11 protein-coding genes are annotated in these 14296 nt (G+C 73.0%); 6 read left to right on the top strand and 5 right to left on the bottom strand.

The features are described from left to right. The first annotated feature begins 71 nt into the window (after positions 1-71). Both NOSIN_RS07615 and NOSIN_RS07610 read left to right on the top strand, forming a co-directional pair. A complete protein-coding gene (locus NOSIN_RS07615) occupies positions 72-1667 on the top strand; it encodes an MDR family MFS transporter (protein ID WP_077690057.1) in 1596 nt (531 codons plus the stop codon). A 175-nt stretch (positions 1668-1842) separates the two neighbouring features. Next, the gene (locus NOSIN_RS07610) at positions 1843-2646 is read left to right on the top strand and encodes an SAM-dependent methyltransferase (protein ID WP_077690056.1); all 804 of its coding nucleotides are present in this window, start codon (positions 1843-1845) and stop codon (positions 2644-2646) included. A 21-nt stretch (positions 2647-2667) separates the two neighbouring features. Here the strand turns inward: NOSIN_RS07610 and NOSIN_RS07605 are convergent, their stop codons facing one another. Beyond that, positions 2668-3915, bottom strand: a complete 1248-nt coding sequence (locus tag NOSIN_RS07605; protein WP_206057612.1) for a PP2C family protein-serine/threonine phosphatase — start codon at positions 3913-3915, stop codon at positions 2668-2670. Positions 3916-4445: 530 nt separating this feature from the next. Between NOSIN_RS07605 and NOSIN_RS07600 the strand changes: the two genes are divergently transcribed. The 3 genes from NOSIN_RS07600 to NOSIN_RS07590 all read left to right on the top strand — a co-directional run bounded on the left by NOSIN_RS07600 (position 4446) and on the right by NOSIN_RS07590 (position 7450). Next, positions 4446-4748: a hypothetical protein gene (locus tag NOSIN_RS07600; protein ID WP_227014437.1), complete on the top strand. Its 303-nt coding sequence runs from the start codon at positions 4446-4448 to the stop codon at positions 4746-4748. Between the two features lie 193 nt (positions 4749-4941). Then, positions 4942-5889, top strand: coding sequence for a class A beta-lactamase (gene bla, locus NOSIN_RS07595; RefSeq protein WP_077690054.1), 948 nt, complete (start codon positions 4942-4944; stop codon positions 5887-5889). 403 nt (positions 5890-6292) lie between these two features. Further along, entirely contained in the window at positions 6293-7450 is a 1158-nt protein-coding gene (locus tag NOSIN_RS07590; RefSeq protein ID WP_236743322.1) for a zinc-dependent alcohol dehydrogenase, read from the top strand. Between the two features lie 253 nt (positions 7451-7703). On the opposite strand, the gene NOSIN_RS07585 is transcribed toward NOSIN_RS07590, so the two are convergent. The 4 genes from NOSIN_RS07585 to NOSIN_RS07570 all read right to left on the bottom strand — a co-directional run bounded on the left by NOSIN_RS07585 (position 7704) and on the right by NOSIN_RS07570 (position 13324). Continuing rightward, positions 7704-9245 carry a rhamnulokinase gene (locus NOSIN_RS07585; RefSeq protein WP_077690052.1) on the bottom strand — a complete coding sequence of 514 codons (1542 nt, stop codon included), beginning with the start codon at positions 9243-9245 and terminating at the stop codon, positions 7704-7706. After that, positions 9242-11344: a bifunctional aldolase/short-chain dehydrogenase gene (locus NOSIN_RS07580; RefSeq protein ID WP_206057613.1), complete on the bottom strand. Its 2103-nt coding sequence runs from the start codon at positions 11342-11344 to the stop codon at positions 9242-9244. Before NOSIN_RS07580 ends, NOSIN_RS07585 begins: the two co-directional genes overlap by 4 nt. Beyond that, on the bottom strand, positions 11332-12510 hold the full coding sequence (rhaI, locus tag NOSIN_RS07575) for an L-rhamnose isomerase (protein ID WP_077690051.1): 1179 nt from the start codon (positions 12508-12510) through the stop codon (positions 11332-11334). Before rhaI ends, NOSIN_RS07580 begins: the two co-directional genes overlap by 13 nt. A gap of 193 nt (positions 12511-12703) precedes the next feature. Beyond that, a complete protein-coding gene (locus tag NOSIN_RS07570) occupies positions 12704-13324 on the bottom strand; it encodes a LysE/ArgO family amino acid transporter (RefSeq protein ID WP_170293661.1) in 621 nt (206 codons plus the stop codon). A 73-nt stretch (positions 13325-13397) separates the two neighbouring features. Here NOSIN_RS07570 and NOSIN_RS07565 point away from each other — a divergent pair, with 73 nt between their 5' ends. Continuing rightward, complete coding sequence (locus NOSIN_RS07565) at positions 13398-14294, top strand: LysR family transcriptional regulator ArgP (protein WP_077690050.1); 897 nt, start codon at positions 13398-13400, stop codon at positions 14292-14294. Positions 14295-14296: the final 2 nt, after the last annotated feature.

Below are 14296 nucleotides of genomic sequence, written 5' to 3'. Positions count from 1 at the left end.
TGCCGGATGAGCAGCCTTAGCAGTCCCCGCGGCCCCCGGCGCCGCGCCTTCCCTCCCGCAGAGGTCAGTCCTTGAACACTCCACGTTCCCTGCCCGAAACCGGGCGACCGTCGATCCCGCGCTCCCTGAGCGGGCTGCTCACAGTGCTGGGTGTGACCATGCTCAGCAGCACGATCGTTTCGGTCGCCCTGCCGCAGATCGTCGGGGCCCTGGAGGGCACCCAGTCGCAGTACACCTGGGTCGTGACCGCGGCGCTGCTGGCCTCCACCGCCTCCACGCCGATCTGGGGCAAGCTCGCCGACCTCTTCGACAAGAAGAGGCTGTTGCAGCTGTCGATCGTGCTGTTCGTCCTCTCCTCGCTGCTGTGCGGCTTCGCGCAGACCACCGGCCAGCTGATCGCGTTCCGCGTGGTGCAGGGACTGGGGATGGGCGCCTCCCAGGTCCTGGTCCAGGTGATCATCGCCTCGCTGGTCAGCCCCAAGGAGCGCGGACGCCTCAACGGCCACATCGGCGCGGTGATGGCCGTGGCGACCGTCGGCGGACCGCTGATCGGCGGCCTGCTCGCCGACCTGCCCGGACTGGGATGGCGCTGGTGCTTCCTCGTCGGTGTGCCGTTCATGCTCATCGCCCTGGTGGTGCTCAGCCGCACCCTCGAGCTGCCCGACGTACGCCGTCCCGACACCAGGGTGGACTACGCGGGCGCCACGCTCATCGCCTCGGGTGTCAGCCTCCTGCTGCTGTGGGTGACCTTCTTGGGCGACGGCTTCGCCTGGATCTCCTGGCAGTCCGGCGCCATGGTCGGCGGAAGCGTCCTGCTGCTCTCCCTGGCCGTGTGGGTGGAGTCGCGCGTGGCACAGCCGGTCGTGCCCCTGCACCTGGTCATGCGGCGGGAGACGGCCATCGCCATCCTCGCCAGCGCGGCGGTCGGCATGGCGATGTTCGGCGGCGCGGTCTTCCTGGGGCAGTACTTCCAGCTGGCACGCGGATACGCTCCGACCGAGGCCGGGCTGCTGACCGCACCGCTCATGCTGGGCACCATGGTCTCGGCGACCGTGTCCGGGCGCATGGTCTCGCACTCGGGCCGGGTGAAGCCCTACGTGGTCACCGGCATGGTGCTGTTGACCCTGGGCTTCCTCGTCCTGTCCACCGTCGACGAGAACACGTCCCTGGCCATCGTCTGCGGGGGAATGCTGCTGATGGGCTTCGGGGTCGGCATGTCCATGCAGAACCTGGTCCTGGTGGTACAGAACTCCGTCCCGCTGCGCGACATCGGCGCGGCCAGCGGCACGGTGACCTTCTTCCGCACCCTGGGCGGCACCATGGGCGTGTCCGTGCTGGGCGCCTTCCTGGCCAACCGGGTCGCCTCGAACACCGCCGAGGGCCTCTCCGCGGCCGGGGCCGGCCCCACCGCCGGAGGCGAGAGCGCCGGCACCCTGGACCTGGAGGGCATGCCGCCGTTCCTGCGCGAGATCGTCGAGGGCGCCTACGGCTCGGCCACCGGCGACCTGTTCCTCGTCGCCACGGCGATCGCCGTCTTCGGCCTGGCCACGTCACTGTTCCTGCCGCGGGTCCGGCTGCGCGACAGCGTCGACCTCCCTCCGGAGGCCGCGCCGCGGGAGTCCGCCGCCGGGGCGGCGAGGGACAACAGGGAACCGGCCGCCGACTGACCGGCCCCGCACGGGAGGCCCTTCCCGGCATCGCCTCCGAGGAGGGCCTCCCGTTTTCACGGGGCCGCGGTGGGGCGCGAGGTCCGCGACGGCGGCTCTCGGGTTGCGGGCACACGGCGGACGCACAAGACTGCGCGTACCGCTTGCCACGGACCCGTCCCCTTGAGAGGCCCCCATGACGGACACCCCCATCGACCCCAGCGTCGCGCACGGCGCGCGGGTGCGGAACTACTGGCTCGGCGGCAGGGACAACTACCCCGTCGACCGCGAGGTGGGCGACACCGTCAGGGAGCTCATGCCGCAGGTCGTCGAAGCCGCCAGGGGGGACCGTCTCTTCCTGCGCCGCGCGGTCACCCACCTGGTCCGGGAGGAGGGGATCCGCCAGTTCCTCGACATCGGCGCCGGGCTGCCCGCCGCCGGCAACACCCACGAGGTGGCGCAGGCCCACGTCCCGGACGCGCGCGTGGTCTACGTCGACAACGACCCCATGGTGCTGGCCCACGCCCGCGCCCTGCTGATGGGCACCGACGAGGGCCGGACCCGGTTCGTGGGATCGGACCTGCGCGACACCGGCACGGTGCTGGAGGCCGCCCGCCGGACCCTGGACCTGGACCGCCCCGTCGGCCTGACCCTGCTGGGGACGATGGGCGCCCTCGGCGACCTCGACGAGGCCCTGGGCATCGTGCGCGCCTACATGGACGCCCTGGCGCCGGGCAGTTTCCTGGCCGTGTGCGACGGCGTCCTCACCGGCGCGGAGACCACCGCAGACGAGCGCGCCCCGGAGGCCCTCCGGCACTGGCGGGAGAGTGTCGCCCAGCCCTACCACATGCGCCCGGTGAAGGAGTTCGGCCGGTTCTTCGACGGGTTCGCACTGGTCGAGCCCGGGATCGTCTCCGTCACCCGGTGGCGTCCCGAGCCGGTCGAGGTCGGCGAGGTGCGCGACATCCCCCAGTACTGCGGCCTGGCCCGCAAGGTCTGAGGCCCTGCGCGGGGCGGGCCCTCAGGGTCCGTGCCACTGCAGGAGGAGGACGGTGGCGTCGTCCTGGAGACGTCCGCCGTGGTAGTCCATGACGCTGTGGATGAGGCGCCGCAGGGTCTCCGGCACGGGGAGGCTGCTGGCGTGCTGGCGGAGGATGAACTCCAGGAACCGTTCCAGGCCGAACTCGCGGCCGTCCGCGCTGCGCGCCTCCGTGATGCCGTCCGTGTACAGGATGACGCGGTCGTCGGGCTGGAGCTGCTCACTGCACGTGGTGACCGGCAGGCCCAGGTCCGAGCCCAGCGGGTGGGAGGGCTCGCACTCCAGGGTGCTCACCCAGCGTCCCTCACGGATGATGACGGGCGGCAGGTGGCCGTGGTTGGTCCAGGTGAGCATGCCGGTGCGGGTGTCCAGGTCGCTCAGGACGGCGGTGACGTAGCGCGTCTGGGCGAAGAAGCCGTCGTCGGTGGAGGCGTCGTAGTACTTCTGCCCGAACTCGGTGAGCAGGGTGTGCTCGACGCCCGCGGCGACCTCGGCCAGGTCACCGCCCTGGCGGCGGTGGTTGCGGCAGGCCGCCACGGCGAGGTTGGCGGTCAGCCCGGCGGCGGTGTCGTGCCCCATCGCGTCGAAGATGGACACGTGTACGTTCCGGCCCGCCACGGCGTAGTCGAAGGCGTCGCCGTTGACCTGGTAGGCCGGCTCCAGCGCGGCGTCGATGGTCACGTGTTCGTTGGTGTAGGTGCGCGGCGGCATCAGGTTCCACTGCATCTCGGCCGCCACGCTCATCTCCTGGACACGGACCAGCCTGGCGTAGGAGTCGCTGTGGACCCGTTTGCTCACCACCAGCAGCGCGACCAGGGACGCCAGGTGCCACATGCGCTCGCGGGTTTGTGCGTCGTCGGCGTCGGTCTCCACCCAGAGGAGTCCCATGCGCTCGGTGCCGTCCAGCACCGGCACCCACCAGTGGTAGCGGTCGTCCTCCTTCGTGGAGGCGCGAAGGATCCTCTCGGTCTGGAAGGCGCGTCCCGCCAGCGTTCCATCGATGCGCAGCGGTGTGCGCTTTCCTCCGGGGTCCTGTCCGGCGTCCGGACCGCGCCCGGTCAGCAGCACCAGCACCTCCTGGCGCACGTCGACCGCGTAGATCAGGACCCCGTGCAGTCCGGCGCGGGCCGCTTGGTCGGCCACGTGGCCCGGCACGTCCTCCATGGCCATCGTGTGGCTGGCGCCGAGCAGGTCGCCGAGCATCCGTTCCGCGGCGTTGGACTCCTCCATGCGGGTTCCATCCTCTCCACGGGTGGTGCGGCCCCGGGCCGGCGGGTGGTCCCACCGCACCGGATTCCAGAAGGCTTCCCCGCGGACGCCGTACCCGAACACGGCGACCGCCCAAAGACCGGCCCCGAAATGACGTAGGCGGATCCTAGGGTCGGTCCCGTACCTTCCCCGGAAACGGGAAACCCCGGTTGAGGAGTCGCGTCATGGGCCAGCCCGTCCACTTCGTCCACCGGTCGCCGGACGGCTTCGCCGGGTGCCCGGACGGGGAGTCCGACCGGCAGGAGACGGGGGCCGGGCCGCCGGTCCACCCGCGGAACCCGAACGGCGTTGCCGGTGCCTGACGTGCCGCGAGGGACCGTGCCGCGCACCCCCGGGGGTTTCACCGGCCGGGGGTACGGGCAGCCTGCATGCACACGGCGTGTCGGGCGCGGAGCGTACGGCGAACGGCCGGGGAGCCCGCGGGAGCGCGTGGGCACGGCCGTCCGGGAAGAGGGAAGCGAGGGAACGTGACACTGGCGATTCTCGTGGCGATGACGATTGCGGCAGCGGTGTGCGTGGACACCCTGGTTCCCCTGGGGAGCAGGAGCGGCCTGGGAGTGCGCAGGGGGGCGGCGCAGAGGGCCGTCGCGGCCTGGCGCGGCCGTCGGCGCGTGCAGGTGCCCGTGCCCTCGGCGGCCGGCGACCGGCGGCAGAACACGGCGACCGGCCGGAACGCTGAGCCGGCGGGGTACGGGCCCGCGGTCGCGGCGTCCGACGGGCACCGCGCCTGGCGCCGGGGCCCCGCACGGACGGGTCGGCCGCACCACGCCGCCGTGAGGACCTCCTCCGTCTGACCGAAGGACGGGCGTGGCCGGTGCTCCTCGTGAGCACCGGCCACGCTGTTCACCGGGGCCGCACGGGTACCGCGTGCGGGGACGACGCCCGAGAAGACGTGCGCGCCATGCCGTCGCCATCGTCGACAGCGCGCCCGCCGACCGCGAGAATTCCGGGAGTCACCGTCCGGCTACGGAGAGAAGGTGCTTCGCGGTGCCGTGGTCCACGACTCGCCACGCCGCGTGGGCGGCGCTGGTCCCGATCGCCCTGGTCCCGTTCACCGGCTGCTCGTCCCCCGCGGATTCCGCCGGTCCGGCGGCCCCACCGCCGTCGGCCGAGGCCGCCGGGACTCCCCCGCCAGCGGAGCCTCCCGCCCCCGTCCCGATGGACTCCGAGTTCGAGCGCCTCGAAGAGGAGTTCGACGTCCGGCTCGGCGTCTACGCGCTCGACACCGGCACCGACCGGGTGGTCGAGTTCCAGGCCGACGAGCGGTTCGCCTACTGCTCCACCTTCAAGGCCCTGGCCTTCGGCGCCGTGCTCGACCGGACACCGGTCGACGGACTCGACCGGGTCGTCACCTTCTCCGAAGCGGACCTGGTCTTCCACTCCCCCGTCACCCGGAAGCACGTGGACAGCGGCATGACGCTGCGCGAGATCGGCGACGCCGCGCTGCGCCACAGCGACAACACCGCCTCCAACCTGCTCCTCGAGGAGCTCGGTGGACCGGAGGGGCTGGAGGAGGCCCTGCGGGGGATCGGCGACGACGTCACCCGGGTGGACCGGGTCGCGCCGGAGATGGCGGAGGCCGTGCCGGGCGACGTCCGCGACACCAGTACCCCGCGCGCGATGGCCACCAGCCTGCGCGCGTTCGCCCTGGGCGACGTCCTGCCCGAGGACGGGCGCGGCGTCCTCGTCGGCATGATGCGCGCCAACACCACCGGCGACGGCCTGATCCGCGCCGGGGTCCCGAAGGGCTGGACGGTCGGGGACAAGACCGGTGCGTGCGGCTACGGCACCCGGCACGACATCGGTGTGCTGTGGCCGCCGGAGGGCGCCCCCGTCGTCCTGGCGGTCATGTCCAGCCGCGACGAGGCGGGCGCGGAGTACGACGACGCCCTCGTCGCGCAGGCCACGGAGCTGGCGGTCGGAGCCCTCGCCTAGGTTCTGTTCGGTGGACTCGGTGCTGTGCCGCCGGGGGGTGGCGAGGGCGCCGACGGGGACGCCGGAGGTCCCGCGGTGCGCCCGTGAGGTAGGCGCGTGCGCACCGCGGGGACCGAGGGTTCCCGCACCTGCGGCTTCCGGGCACGAGGCAAAGCGCGGCGGAGCTTCACCGAACAGCACATCCAGGCCGGGCGGGCACGCGGAGGACCTCCTGCGTCGGTCCGGCCGGACCGGTTCCCGTGTCCGCGCCCCTTCCGGTTTACGGGGCCGGGGCCTGGGTAGCCGCCGCACTCAGCGAACATCCACCGATTCGGGCGACGCGGACGCGTCCCCACCGCTGGTCGGGAGGAAGACCATGAAGGCCGTTGTGTGGCATGGCATTGGCGACATCCGCCTGGAAGACGTGGCGGAACCGAGCATCGAACACTCCCAGGACGCCATCGTGCAGATCACCACGAGCGCGATCTGCGGCACCGACCTGCACATGATCCGAGGCACCATGCCGGGCATGGTGCCGGGCACCGTCCTCGGTCACGAGGGGGTCGGCGTGGTGACCGAGGTGGGCTCCCAGGTGCGCAACTTCCAGCCGGGCGACCGGGTGGTCATCCCCTCCACCATCGGATGCGGGACGTGCAGCTACTGCCGGAGCGGCTACTTCGCCCAGTGCGACAACGCGAACCCCGGGGGCAGCCGCGCGGGCACGGCCTTCTTCGGTGGGCCCGAGTCCACCGGCTCCTTCCCCGGCCTCCAGGCCGAGCGGGTGCGCGTTCCCTACGCCAACGTGGGGCTCGTCAGCGTCCCCGAGCGGGTGAGCGACGAGGAGGCCGTCCTCATCTCCGACATCTTCCCCACGGCGTGGTTCGGGGCCAGGCTGGCCGAGATCGCCCCGGGTGACACCGTCGCGGTGATGGGCTGCGGTCCCGTGGGGCTGTTCGCCGTGCTGAGCGCCTACCTCCAGGGGGCGGGGCGCGTACTGGCGGTCGACGGGGTCGGGAGCCGGCTGGAGCAGGCGCGCCTGCTGCACGCCGAGGTGATCGACTACACCAAGGAGGACCCGGTGGCCACCATGGTGGAGCTCACGGGCGGCATCGGCCCGGACCGCGTGATCGACGCCGTCGGGGTCGACGCGGAGCAGCCCAAGCAGGGGCCGGCCGTCCAGGAGGGCCTCAGGGAGCAGTTCGCCGCGGAGGTCTCCGAGATCGTGCCCCAGGCCCGGCCCCAGGGCGACACCTGGGTTCCCGGCGACGCGCCCTCCCAGGTCACGCGGTGGGCGGTGGACGCGATCGCGAAGGCGGGGACCCTGTCCATCATCGGCGTCTACCCGCCGACGATGACGCACTTCCCCATCGGTGCGGCGATGAACAAGAACCTCACCCTGAAGATGGGCAACTGCAACCACCGCACCTACATCCCCGAACTGCTGGAGATGGTGGCCGCCGGCAGCGTCGACATCACCTCGGTCCTCACCCAGGAGGTGCCGTTCGACGAGGTGGTGAACTCCTACCGCGCCTTCGACCACCGCGAGCCCGGCTGGACCAAGGTGGCCGTGACCACGGCCTGACCCGGCGGCGTCGGCGAAGCCCGCGGGAGCGGCCCGCCGGTGGACGTCGTGGCCGAGCCGCGCGGGTTCGGGGACAGGCCCCGGAGGCGGGCCCGCGCCGATCGGCCGTGTGAGGGTCCCCCGCCGTGGTTCCGCGGCACGGAAGCCGCACACGGGGAGGCCGTGAGGAGACGGGGACTCCGGTCGGGGACCGGAAGCGGCGAGGGGCCGCCGAACACCGGCGGCCCCTCCAGCGCGTGGGGAAGGCGCAACCTCAGCTCCAGAGCCGCCGCTCGGCGGCCTCCCACGGGGCCTGCGGTCCGCTCGGCTCGTAGCGGCGGACCTCGGTGGAGTCGGCCACGATCCGGCGCAGGTCGTCCAGACCGCCCTCCACCGCTCCGACCGCGCGGGCCTGCACCAGCAGGTTGCCGATCGCCGCGCCCTCGACGGGCCCGGCGACGACAGGCAGGCCCACGGCGTCCGCGGTGAGCCGGCACAGCAACTCGTTGCGCGATCCGCCGCCGACCACGTGGACCACCTCCACGTCCGTCCCGCTCAGCTCGGCGGCCTGGCGCACCGCCCCGCGGTAGGCCAGTGCCAGCGAGTCCACCACGCACCGCGCCACCTCGGCGTCGGTCTCCGGCGGGCGCTGCCCGGTCTCGGCGGCGAACGCGGCGATACGCGCGGGCATGTCCCCCGGCGGCAGGAACCGGGGATCGTCCACGTCCACCACGCACGCCAGCGCGGGCAAGCCGGCGGCACGCGCCAGCAGGTCGGGCAGGTCCACCTCGCGTCCCCGCTCACGCCACACGCGCAGCGACTCCTGGAGCAGCCACAGCCCGGTGACGTTGCGCAGGTAGCGGACCGTGCCGTCCACCCCCAGTTCGTTGGTGAAGTTGGCCGCCCGGCTCGCCTCGGTCCGCACGGGGGCGTCCAGCTCCACCCCGACCAGCGACCACGTCCCCGAGGAGACGTAGGCGAAGCGGGGTGTGGCGGCGGGCACGGCCACCACGGCGGAGGCGGTGTCGTGCGAGCCCACCGCCACCAGCGGCGTGCCCTCGGCCGCCCCGGTTCCGGCCCCGGTCCCGGTTCCGGCCCGGATGGCGCCGACGACGGTTCCGGGTTCGACCAGTTCGGGCAACAGGTCCCGCGCCGGGACGCCGAAGCGCTCCCGGAGCAGGTCCAGGCACCGGTCCGCCCAGCGCCGCGCGTGCACGTCCACCAGGCCGGTGGTGGAGGCGTTGGTCAGCTCCGCCACCCGCTCCCCCGTCAGCCAGTACCCGAGCAGGTCGGGCACCAGCAGCAGGTCGCGGGCGGCGGCCGACTGGGCGTCCCCGGAGGCGGCGGCGAGCTGGAACACCGTGTTGAACGGCTGCACCTGGAGGCCGTTGACCGCGTACAGCTCCTCGGCGGGCAGGTGCGCGAACACCCGCTCGGACGCCCCGTCGGTACGGGCGTCGCGGTAGTGGACGGGGTTGCCGAGCAGGGCGCCGTCGGCGTCGAGCAGGCCGTAGTCCACGGCCCAGGAGTCCACCCCGGCCGAGGCCAGCCCGTGGGGTTCGGCGGCCCGCCGCAGCCCTTCGACCACACCCGCGTACAGGGACAGCACGTCCCAGTGCAGGGTGGCGCGGTTCCCGGCGGGCACGGTGACCGGCCCGTTGGGGAAGCGGGCGACCTCCTCGGTGCGCAGCCGCCCGTCCTCGATCCGCCCGGCGATGACCCGTCCGCTGGAGGCGCCCAGGTCGACGGCCGCGTGGACCGCCGTGCCCCCGGCCGCCCGGGCGGAGCGGCCGCCCGGGCCGCTGGCGGCGCTCATCGCAGGAACGCGGCGGCGACGCCGCTGTCCACGGGGATGTGCAGGCCGGTGGTGTGCGACAGCTCCCCGGCCGTCAGCGCGAACACCGCGTTGGCGACGTGCTCGGGCAGCACCTCGCGGCCCAGGATGGTGCGCTTGGCGTAGAACGCGCCCAGGTCCTCCTCCTTGACCCCGTAGACCTTGGCCCGCTGGGCTCCCCAGCCCCCGGCGAAGATGCCCGATCCGCGCACGACCCCGTCGGGGTTGACGCCGTTGACCCGGATGCCCTCGCCGCCCAGTTCGGCGGCGAGCAGCCGCACCTGGTGGGCCTGGTCGGCCTTGACGGCGGAGTAGGCGACGTTGTTGGGCCCGGCGAACACGGCGTTCTTGGAGGCGATGTAGACGATGTCGCCGCCCATGCCCTGGGCCGTCATCACGCGGGCGGCCTCGCGGGAGACCAGGAAGGACCCCTTGGCCATGACGTCGTGCTGGAGGTCCCAGTCGCGCTCGGTGGTCTCCAGCAGCGGCTTGGAGATGGACAGCCCTGCGTTGTTGACCACCAGGTCCACCCCGCCGAAGGCCAGCGCGGCCTCGTCGAGGGCGCGGGCCACCGCGTCGGCGTCGCTGACGTCGCAGGCCACGCCCACGGCCACGTCCGCGCCGCCCAGTTCGGCGGCTGCCTCGGCGGCCTTGCCGGCGTCCAGGTCGGCCACGACCACGCACGCGCCCTCGGCCGCCAGCCGGGCGGCGATCGCCTTGCCGATGCCGCCGGCCGCGCCGGTGACCAGGGCGATCCGGGTGGCGAGCGGCTTGGGCTTGGGCAGGCGGGCCAGCTTGGCCTCCTCTAGCGCCCAGTACTCGATGCGGAACTTCTCCGACTCCTCGATGGGCCGGTAGGTGGAGACCGCCTCGGCGCCGCGCATGACGTTGACGGCGTTGACGTAGAACTCGCCCGCCACGCGCGCGGTCTTGGCGTCCTTGCCGAAGGAGAACATGCCCACGCCCGGGACCAGCACGATCGCCGGGTCGGCGCCGCGCATGGCGGGGCTGTCGGGGCCCGCGTGGCGCTCGTAGTAGGCGCGGTACTCGGCCCGGTACTCCTCGTGCAGCTCGCGCAGTCGCGCGACGGCCTGCTCCAGCGGGGCGTCGGCGGGCAGGTCGAGCACCATGGGGCGGACCTTGGTGCGCAGGAAGTGGTCGGGGCAGGAGGTGCCCAGGGCGGCCAGGCGCGGGTGCTCGGCCGAGGCCAGGAAGTCCAGGACCACGTCGCTGTCGGTGAAGCGGCCGACCTGGGGGTGGTCGGTGGAGGCCAGGCCGCGGATGACGGGGGCCAGGGCGGCGGCGCGCTCGCGGCGCTCGTCGTCGGGCAGGGCGCCGTAGCCCTCCAGGGCGGGGCCGAAGGGGTCGGGGCGGCCGTGCTCCTCGAGGAAGCGCTCGGCGGTGTGGATGATCTCCAGGGAGTTGGCCTGGCACTGCTCGCTGGTCTCGGCCCAGGCGGTGATGCCGTGGCCGCCCAGGACGGCGCCGATGGCGTTCGGGTTTTCCTCCGCGATCTTCGCGATGTCCAGGCCGAGCTGGAAGCCGGGACGGCGCCAGGGCACCCACACCACGCGGTCGCCGAAGCACTCGCGGGTCAGGCGCTCGCCGTCGGCCGCGGTGGCCAGGGCGATGCCGGAGTCGGGGTGCAGGTGGTCCACGTGCGCGGCGCGCAGCAGGCCGTGCATGGCGGTGTCGATGGAGGGTGCGGCGCCGCCCTTGCCGAACAGGCAGTGGTCGAAGGCGGCGACCATCTCGTCCTCGCGCTCCTCGCCGGGGTAGACGTCCACGAGGGCGCGCAGGCGGTCCAGGCGCAGCACGGCCAGGCCGTCCTCGGTGAGGGTGCCCAGGTCGCCGCCGGATCCCTTGACCCACAGCAGGTCGACGGGCCGGCCGGTGACGGGGTCGGTGCGCGTGCCCGCGGCGGAGGTGTTGCCGCCCGCGAAGTTGGTGTTGCGCGGGTCCGAGCCGAGGGTGTTGCTGCGGGCGAGGAGCTGTTCGACGACGGAGTCGGACACGGTGTCCTCCTGTTCGGTGCGGCTGCCGGGTTCTGGCGTGGTCGGTGTCTGGCTCACGCGCCCCACCCGGCCTGGGCGCCGCCCTTGCGCTCCTCGACGGCGCGCTCCACGTAGCCGGAGCGCGCGTGCGCGGCCATGGGGTCGGGGTCCAGCCCCTGGTCGGTGCGCAGGTCGGCGAGCATGGGGCGCACGTCGGTGTTGTAGGCGTCCATCAGGACGGCGTTGGCGGCCAGGACGTCGCCCTCGCGCTGGGCGTCGGCGAGCGCGTCGGCGTCCACCAGCAGGGCCTTGGCGGTGGCCTCCTGCACGTTCATGACCGAGCGGATCTGCCCGGCGATCTTGGGCTCGATGTTGTGGCACTGGTCGAGCATGAACGCGACCCCGGTGTCGGCGGCCAAGCCGCCGCCGCGCACGACCTCGTACATGATGCGGAAGAGCTGGAAGGGGTCGGCGGAGCCGACCATGAGGTCGTCGTCGGCGTAAAAGCGCGAGTTGAAGTCGAAGGCGCCGAGCTTCCCGGCCCGCAGCAGGAACGCGACGATGAACTCGATGTTGGTGTGCGCGGCGTGGTGGCCGGTGTCGACGCAGACCACGGCCTTCTCGCCCAGCTCCAGGCAGTGGGCGTAGGCGGTGCCCCAGTCGGGGACGTCGGTGGCGTAGAAGGCGGGCTCGAAGAGCTTGTACTCCAGCAGGAGGCGCTGGTCGGGGCCGAGCCTGTCGTAGACCTCGGACAGGGCCTCGGCGAGGCGGTCCTGGCGGGTGCGCAGGTCGTCCTGGCCGGGGTAGTTGGTGCCGTCGGCGAACCACAGCTTGAGGTCGCGCGAGCCGGTGGCGTCCATGACGTCCACGCACTCCAGCAGGTGGTCGATCGCCTTGCGGCGCACGGCCGGGTCGGGGTTGGCGACGCTGCCGAGCTTGTAGTCGTCGTCCTGGAAGACGTTGGCGTTGACGGTGCCGATGCCGATGCCCAGGTCGCGGGCGTGGGCGGCGAGCGCGGCGTAGTCGTCCACCTGGTCCCAGGGGATGTGCAGGGCGACCGTGGGGGCGACGCCGGTGAGCCGGTGCACCTGGGCGGAGTCGGCGACCTTCTCCCAGGGGTCGCGGGGGACGCCGGGCTGCGCGAACACCTTGAACCGGGTTCCGGAGTTCCCGAAGGCCCAGGAGGGGAGTTCGATGTGCTGGCGCCGCAGGACGTCCAGGGCGTCCGCGCGGCGTTCGGGGAGTGCTGCCACGGTGGGGCTCCGTTCGGGGAGGGCACGACTGCGGGTGGACCGGCGGTGAAGCGATTGAATCGTTTCACTCAGGCTGCGCTGAAACTACCCCCAGCTCTTCTCGCATGTCAAGACCTCCCCGAAGTCTTCCCTGGTCATCGGATGTCTCTGCTCTTGAAACGTTTTATCACCAGCGTGTAGCGCTCGCGGCCTCTCAGGATCCGAGGGCCATGCGCACGCCCAGGGTGAGCATGACGGCGGCGATGACCGCGTCCAGGACGCGCCAGGCGCCCGGCCGGGCGAAGAGGGGGCGCAGCAGCCGCGCGCCGAAGCCCAGGCCGAAGAACCACACGAAGCTGCCCGTGACGGCGCCCGCCGCCCACCACCAGCGGGCGCCGCCGTCCTGTTGGTTGGCGAGGGAGCCGAGGAAGACCACCGTGTCCAGGTACACGTGCGGGTTGAGCCAGGTGAGCACCAGCGCCGTCGTCACGGCGGCCCCGCGGCCGTCCCCGATCCCGCCGCCGACCACGAGCGCGCCCGGCCGCAGGACCCGGCGCGCCGCGGACAGGCCGTAGACGACGAGGAAGCCCGCGCCGAGGAGGCGGACCACGACGACGGCGGCGGGGGCGGCCTCGACGACGGCACCGACGCCGAGGACGCCGCACACGATGAGCACGGCGTCGGACAGGGCGCAGACCAGCACCGCCGGCAGGACCGTGCCGGTGCGGCCCTCGATGCCGAGCCGTAGGACGTAGGCGTTCTGGGCTCCGATGGCCACGATGAGCGCCAGCCCGGTACCGAGACCGAGCAGGGCGGGGAGAAGGGTCGCGTTCATTGTCAGAACGCTAGGACCGCACACCCCATGCAGTAAAGCTAAACTTCCTTAGGATACCTGAGAGAGGCTTCATATGTCGTTCCAGTTCGACCACCTGCGCACCCTGACGGCCCTGGTGGACGAGGGCACCTTCGAGTCCGCCGCGCGGCGGCTGCACGTGACGGCGTCGGCGGTGTCCCAGCGGGTCAGGGCGATGGAGCAGACCGCGGGCAAGGTCCTGGTGCAGCGCACGAACCCGGTGCGGACCACCGCCGCCGGGGACGTCGTGCTGCGCTACGCCCGCCAGGTGCTGCTGCTGGACGAGGACGCCACCACCGAACTCCGGATGGGCGACCGGGAGCGGGGCCGGGTGTCGGTGCCGCTGGCCGTCAACGCCGACAGCCTGTCCACCTGGTTCCTGGAGGCGCTGACCGACCTGCCCGCCGACCTGGGAGCGGTGTTCGAGATCCACCGCGAGGACGAGGAGCACACCACCTCCCTGCTGCGCTCGGGAACGGTGATGGCCGCCGTGACCTCCACCCCCGAGGCGGTCCAGGGATGCACCGTGGCCGGGCTCGGCGCGCTGCGCTACCAGGCGGTGTGCAGCCCCGGTTTCGACGAGGAGTACCTGTGCGGCCGAGCGGACCCGGAACTGCTCCCGTACGCGCCGGTGGTCAACTTCGACCGCAGGGACGACCTTCAGGACCGGTTCCTGCGCGAGTCCGGCGGAGGCGAGCCCCACGGGCCCCGGCACTACATCCCGGCTTCGGAGGACTTCGCCCGGGCGGTCCTGCTCGGACTCGGGTGGGGCATGGTCCCCGAGCAGCGGTGCGCGGCCGACGTCGCGTCCGGGCGGCTGGTGGCGCTGGCACCGGACCGCCCGGTGGACGTGCGCCTGTACTGGCAGCGGTGGAACCTGCGCTCACCGGCCCTGGACACGGTCTCCGAGGCCCTGCGGGCGGGCGCGGCGGCCCACCTGCACTCGCTGTAGGC

This window comes from Nocardiopsis sinuspersici (assembly GCF_001998325.1).
Taxonomy (GTDB): domain Bacteria; phylum Actinomycetota; class Actinomycetes; order Streptosporangiales; family Streptosporangiaceae; genus Nocardiopsis; species Nocardiopsis sinuspersici.
This window is presented reverse-complemented; position numbering and strand designations above follow the sequence as displayed.

What these genes read in the sequence shown, in the direction of transcription:
- NOSIN_RS07585 (WP_077690052.1), bottom strand. Translation starts at nt 9,245, where the DNA reads ATGAGCGCCGCCAGCGGCCCGGGCGGCCGCTCCGCCCGGGCGGCCGGG.
- NOSIN_RS07605 (WP_206057612.1), bottom strand. Translation starts at nt 3,915, where the DNA reads ATGGAGGAGTCCAACGCCGCGGAACGGATGCTCGGCGACCTGCTCGGC.
- NOSIN_RS07610 (WP_077690056.1), top strand. Translation starts at nt 1,843, where the DNA reads ATGACGGACACCCCCATCGACCCCAGCGTCGCGCACGGCGCGCGGGTG.
- NOSIN_RS07570 (WP_170293661.1), bottom strand. Translation starts at nt 13,324, where the DNA reads ATGAACGCGACCCTTCTCCCCGCCCTGCTCGGTCTCGGTACCGGGCTG.
- NOSIN_RS07565 (WP_077690050.1), top strand. Translation starts at nt 13,398, where the DNA reads ATGTCGTTCCAGTTCGACCACCTGCGCACCCTGACGGCCCTGGTGGAC.
- NOSIN_RS07600 (WP_227014437.1), top strand. Translation starts at nt 4,446, where the DNA reads ATGACGATTGCGGCAGCGGTGTGCGTGGACACCCTGGTTCCCCTGGGG.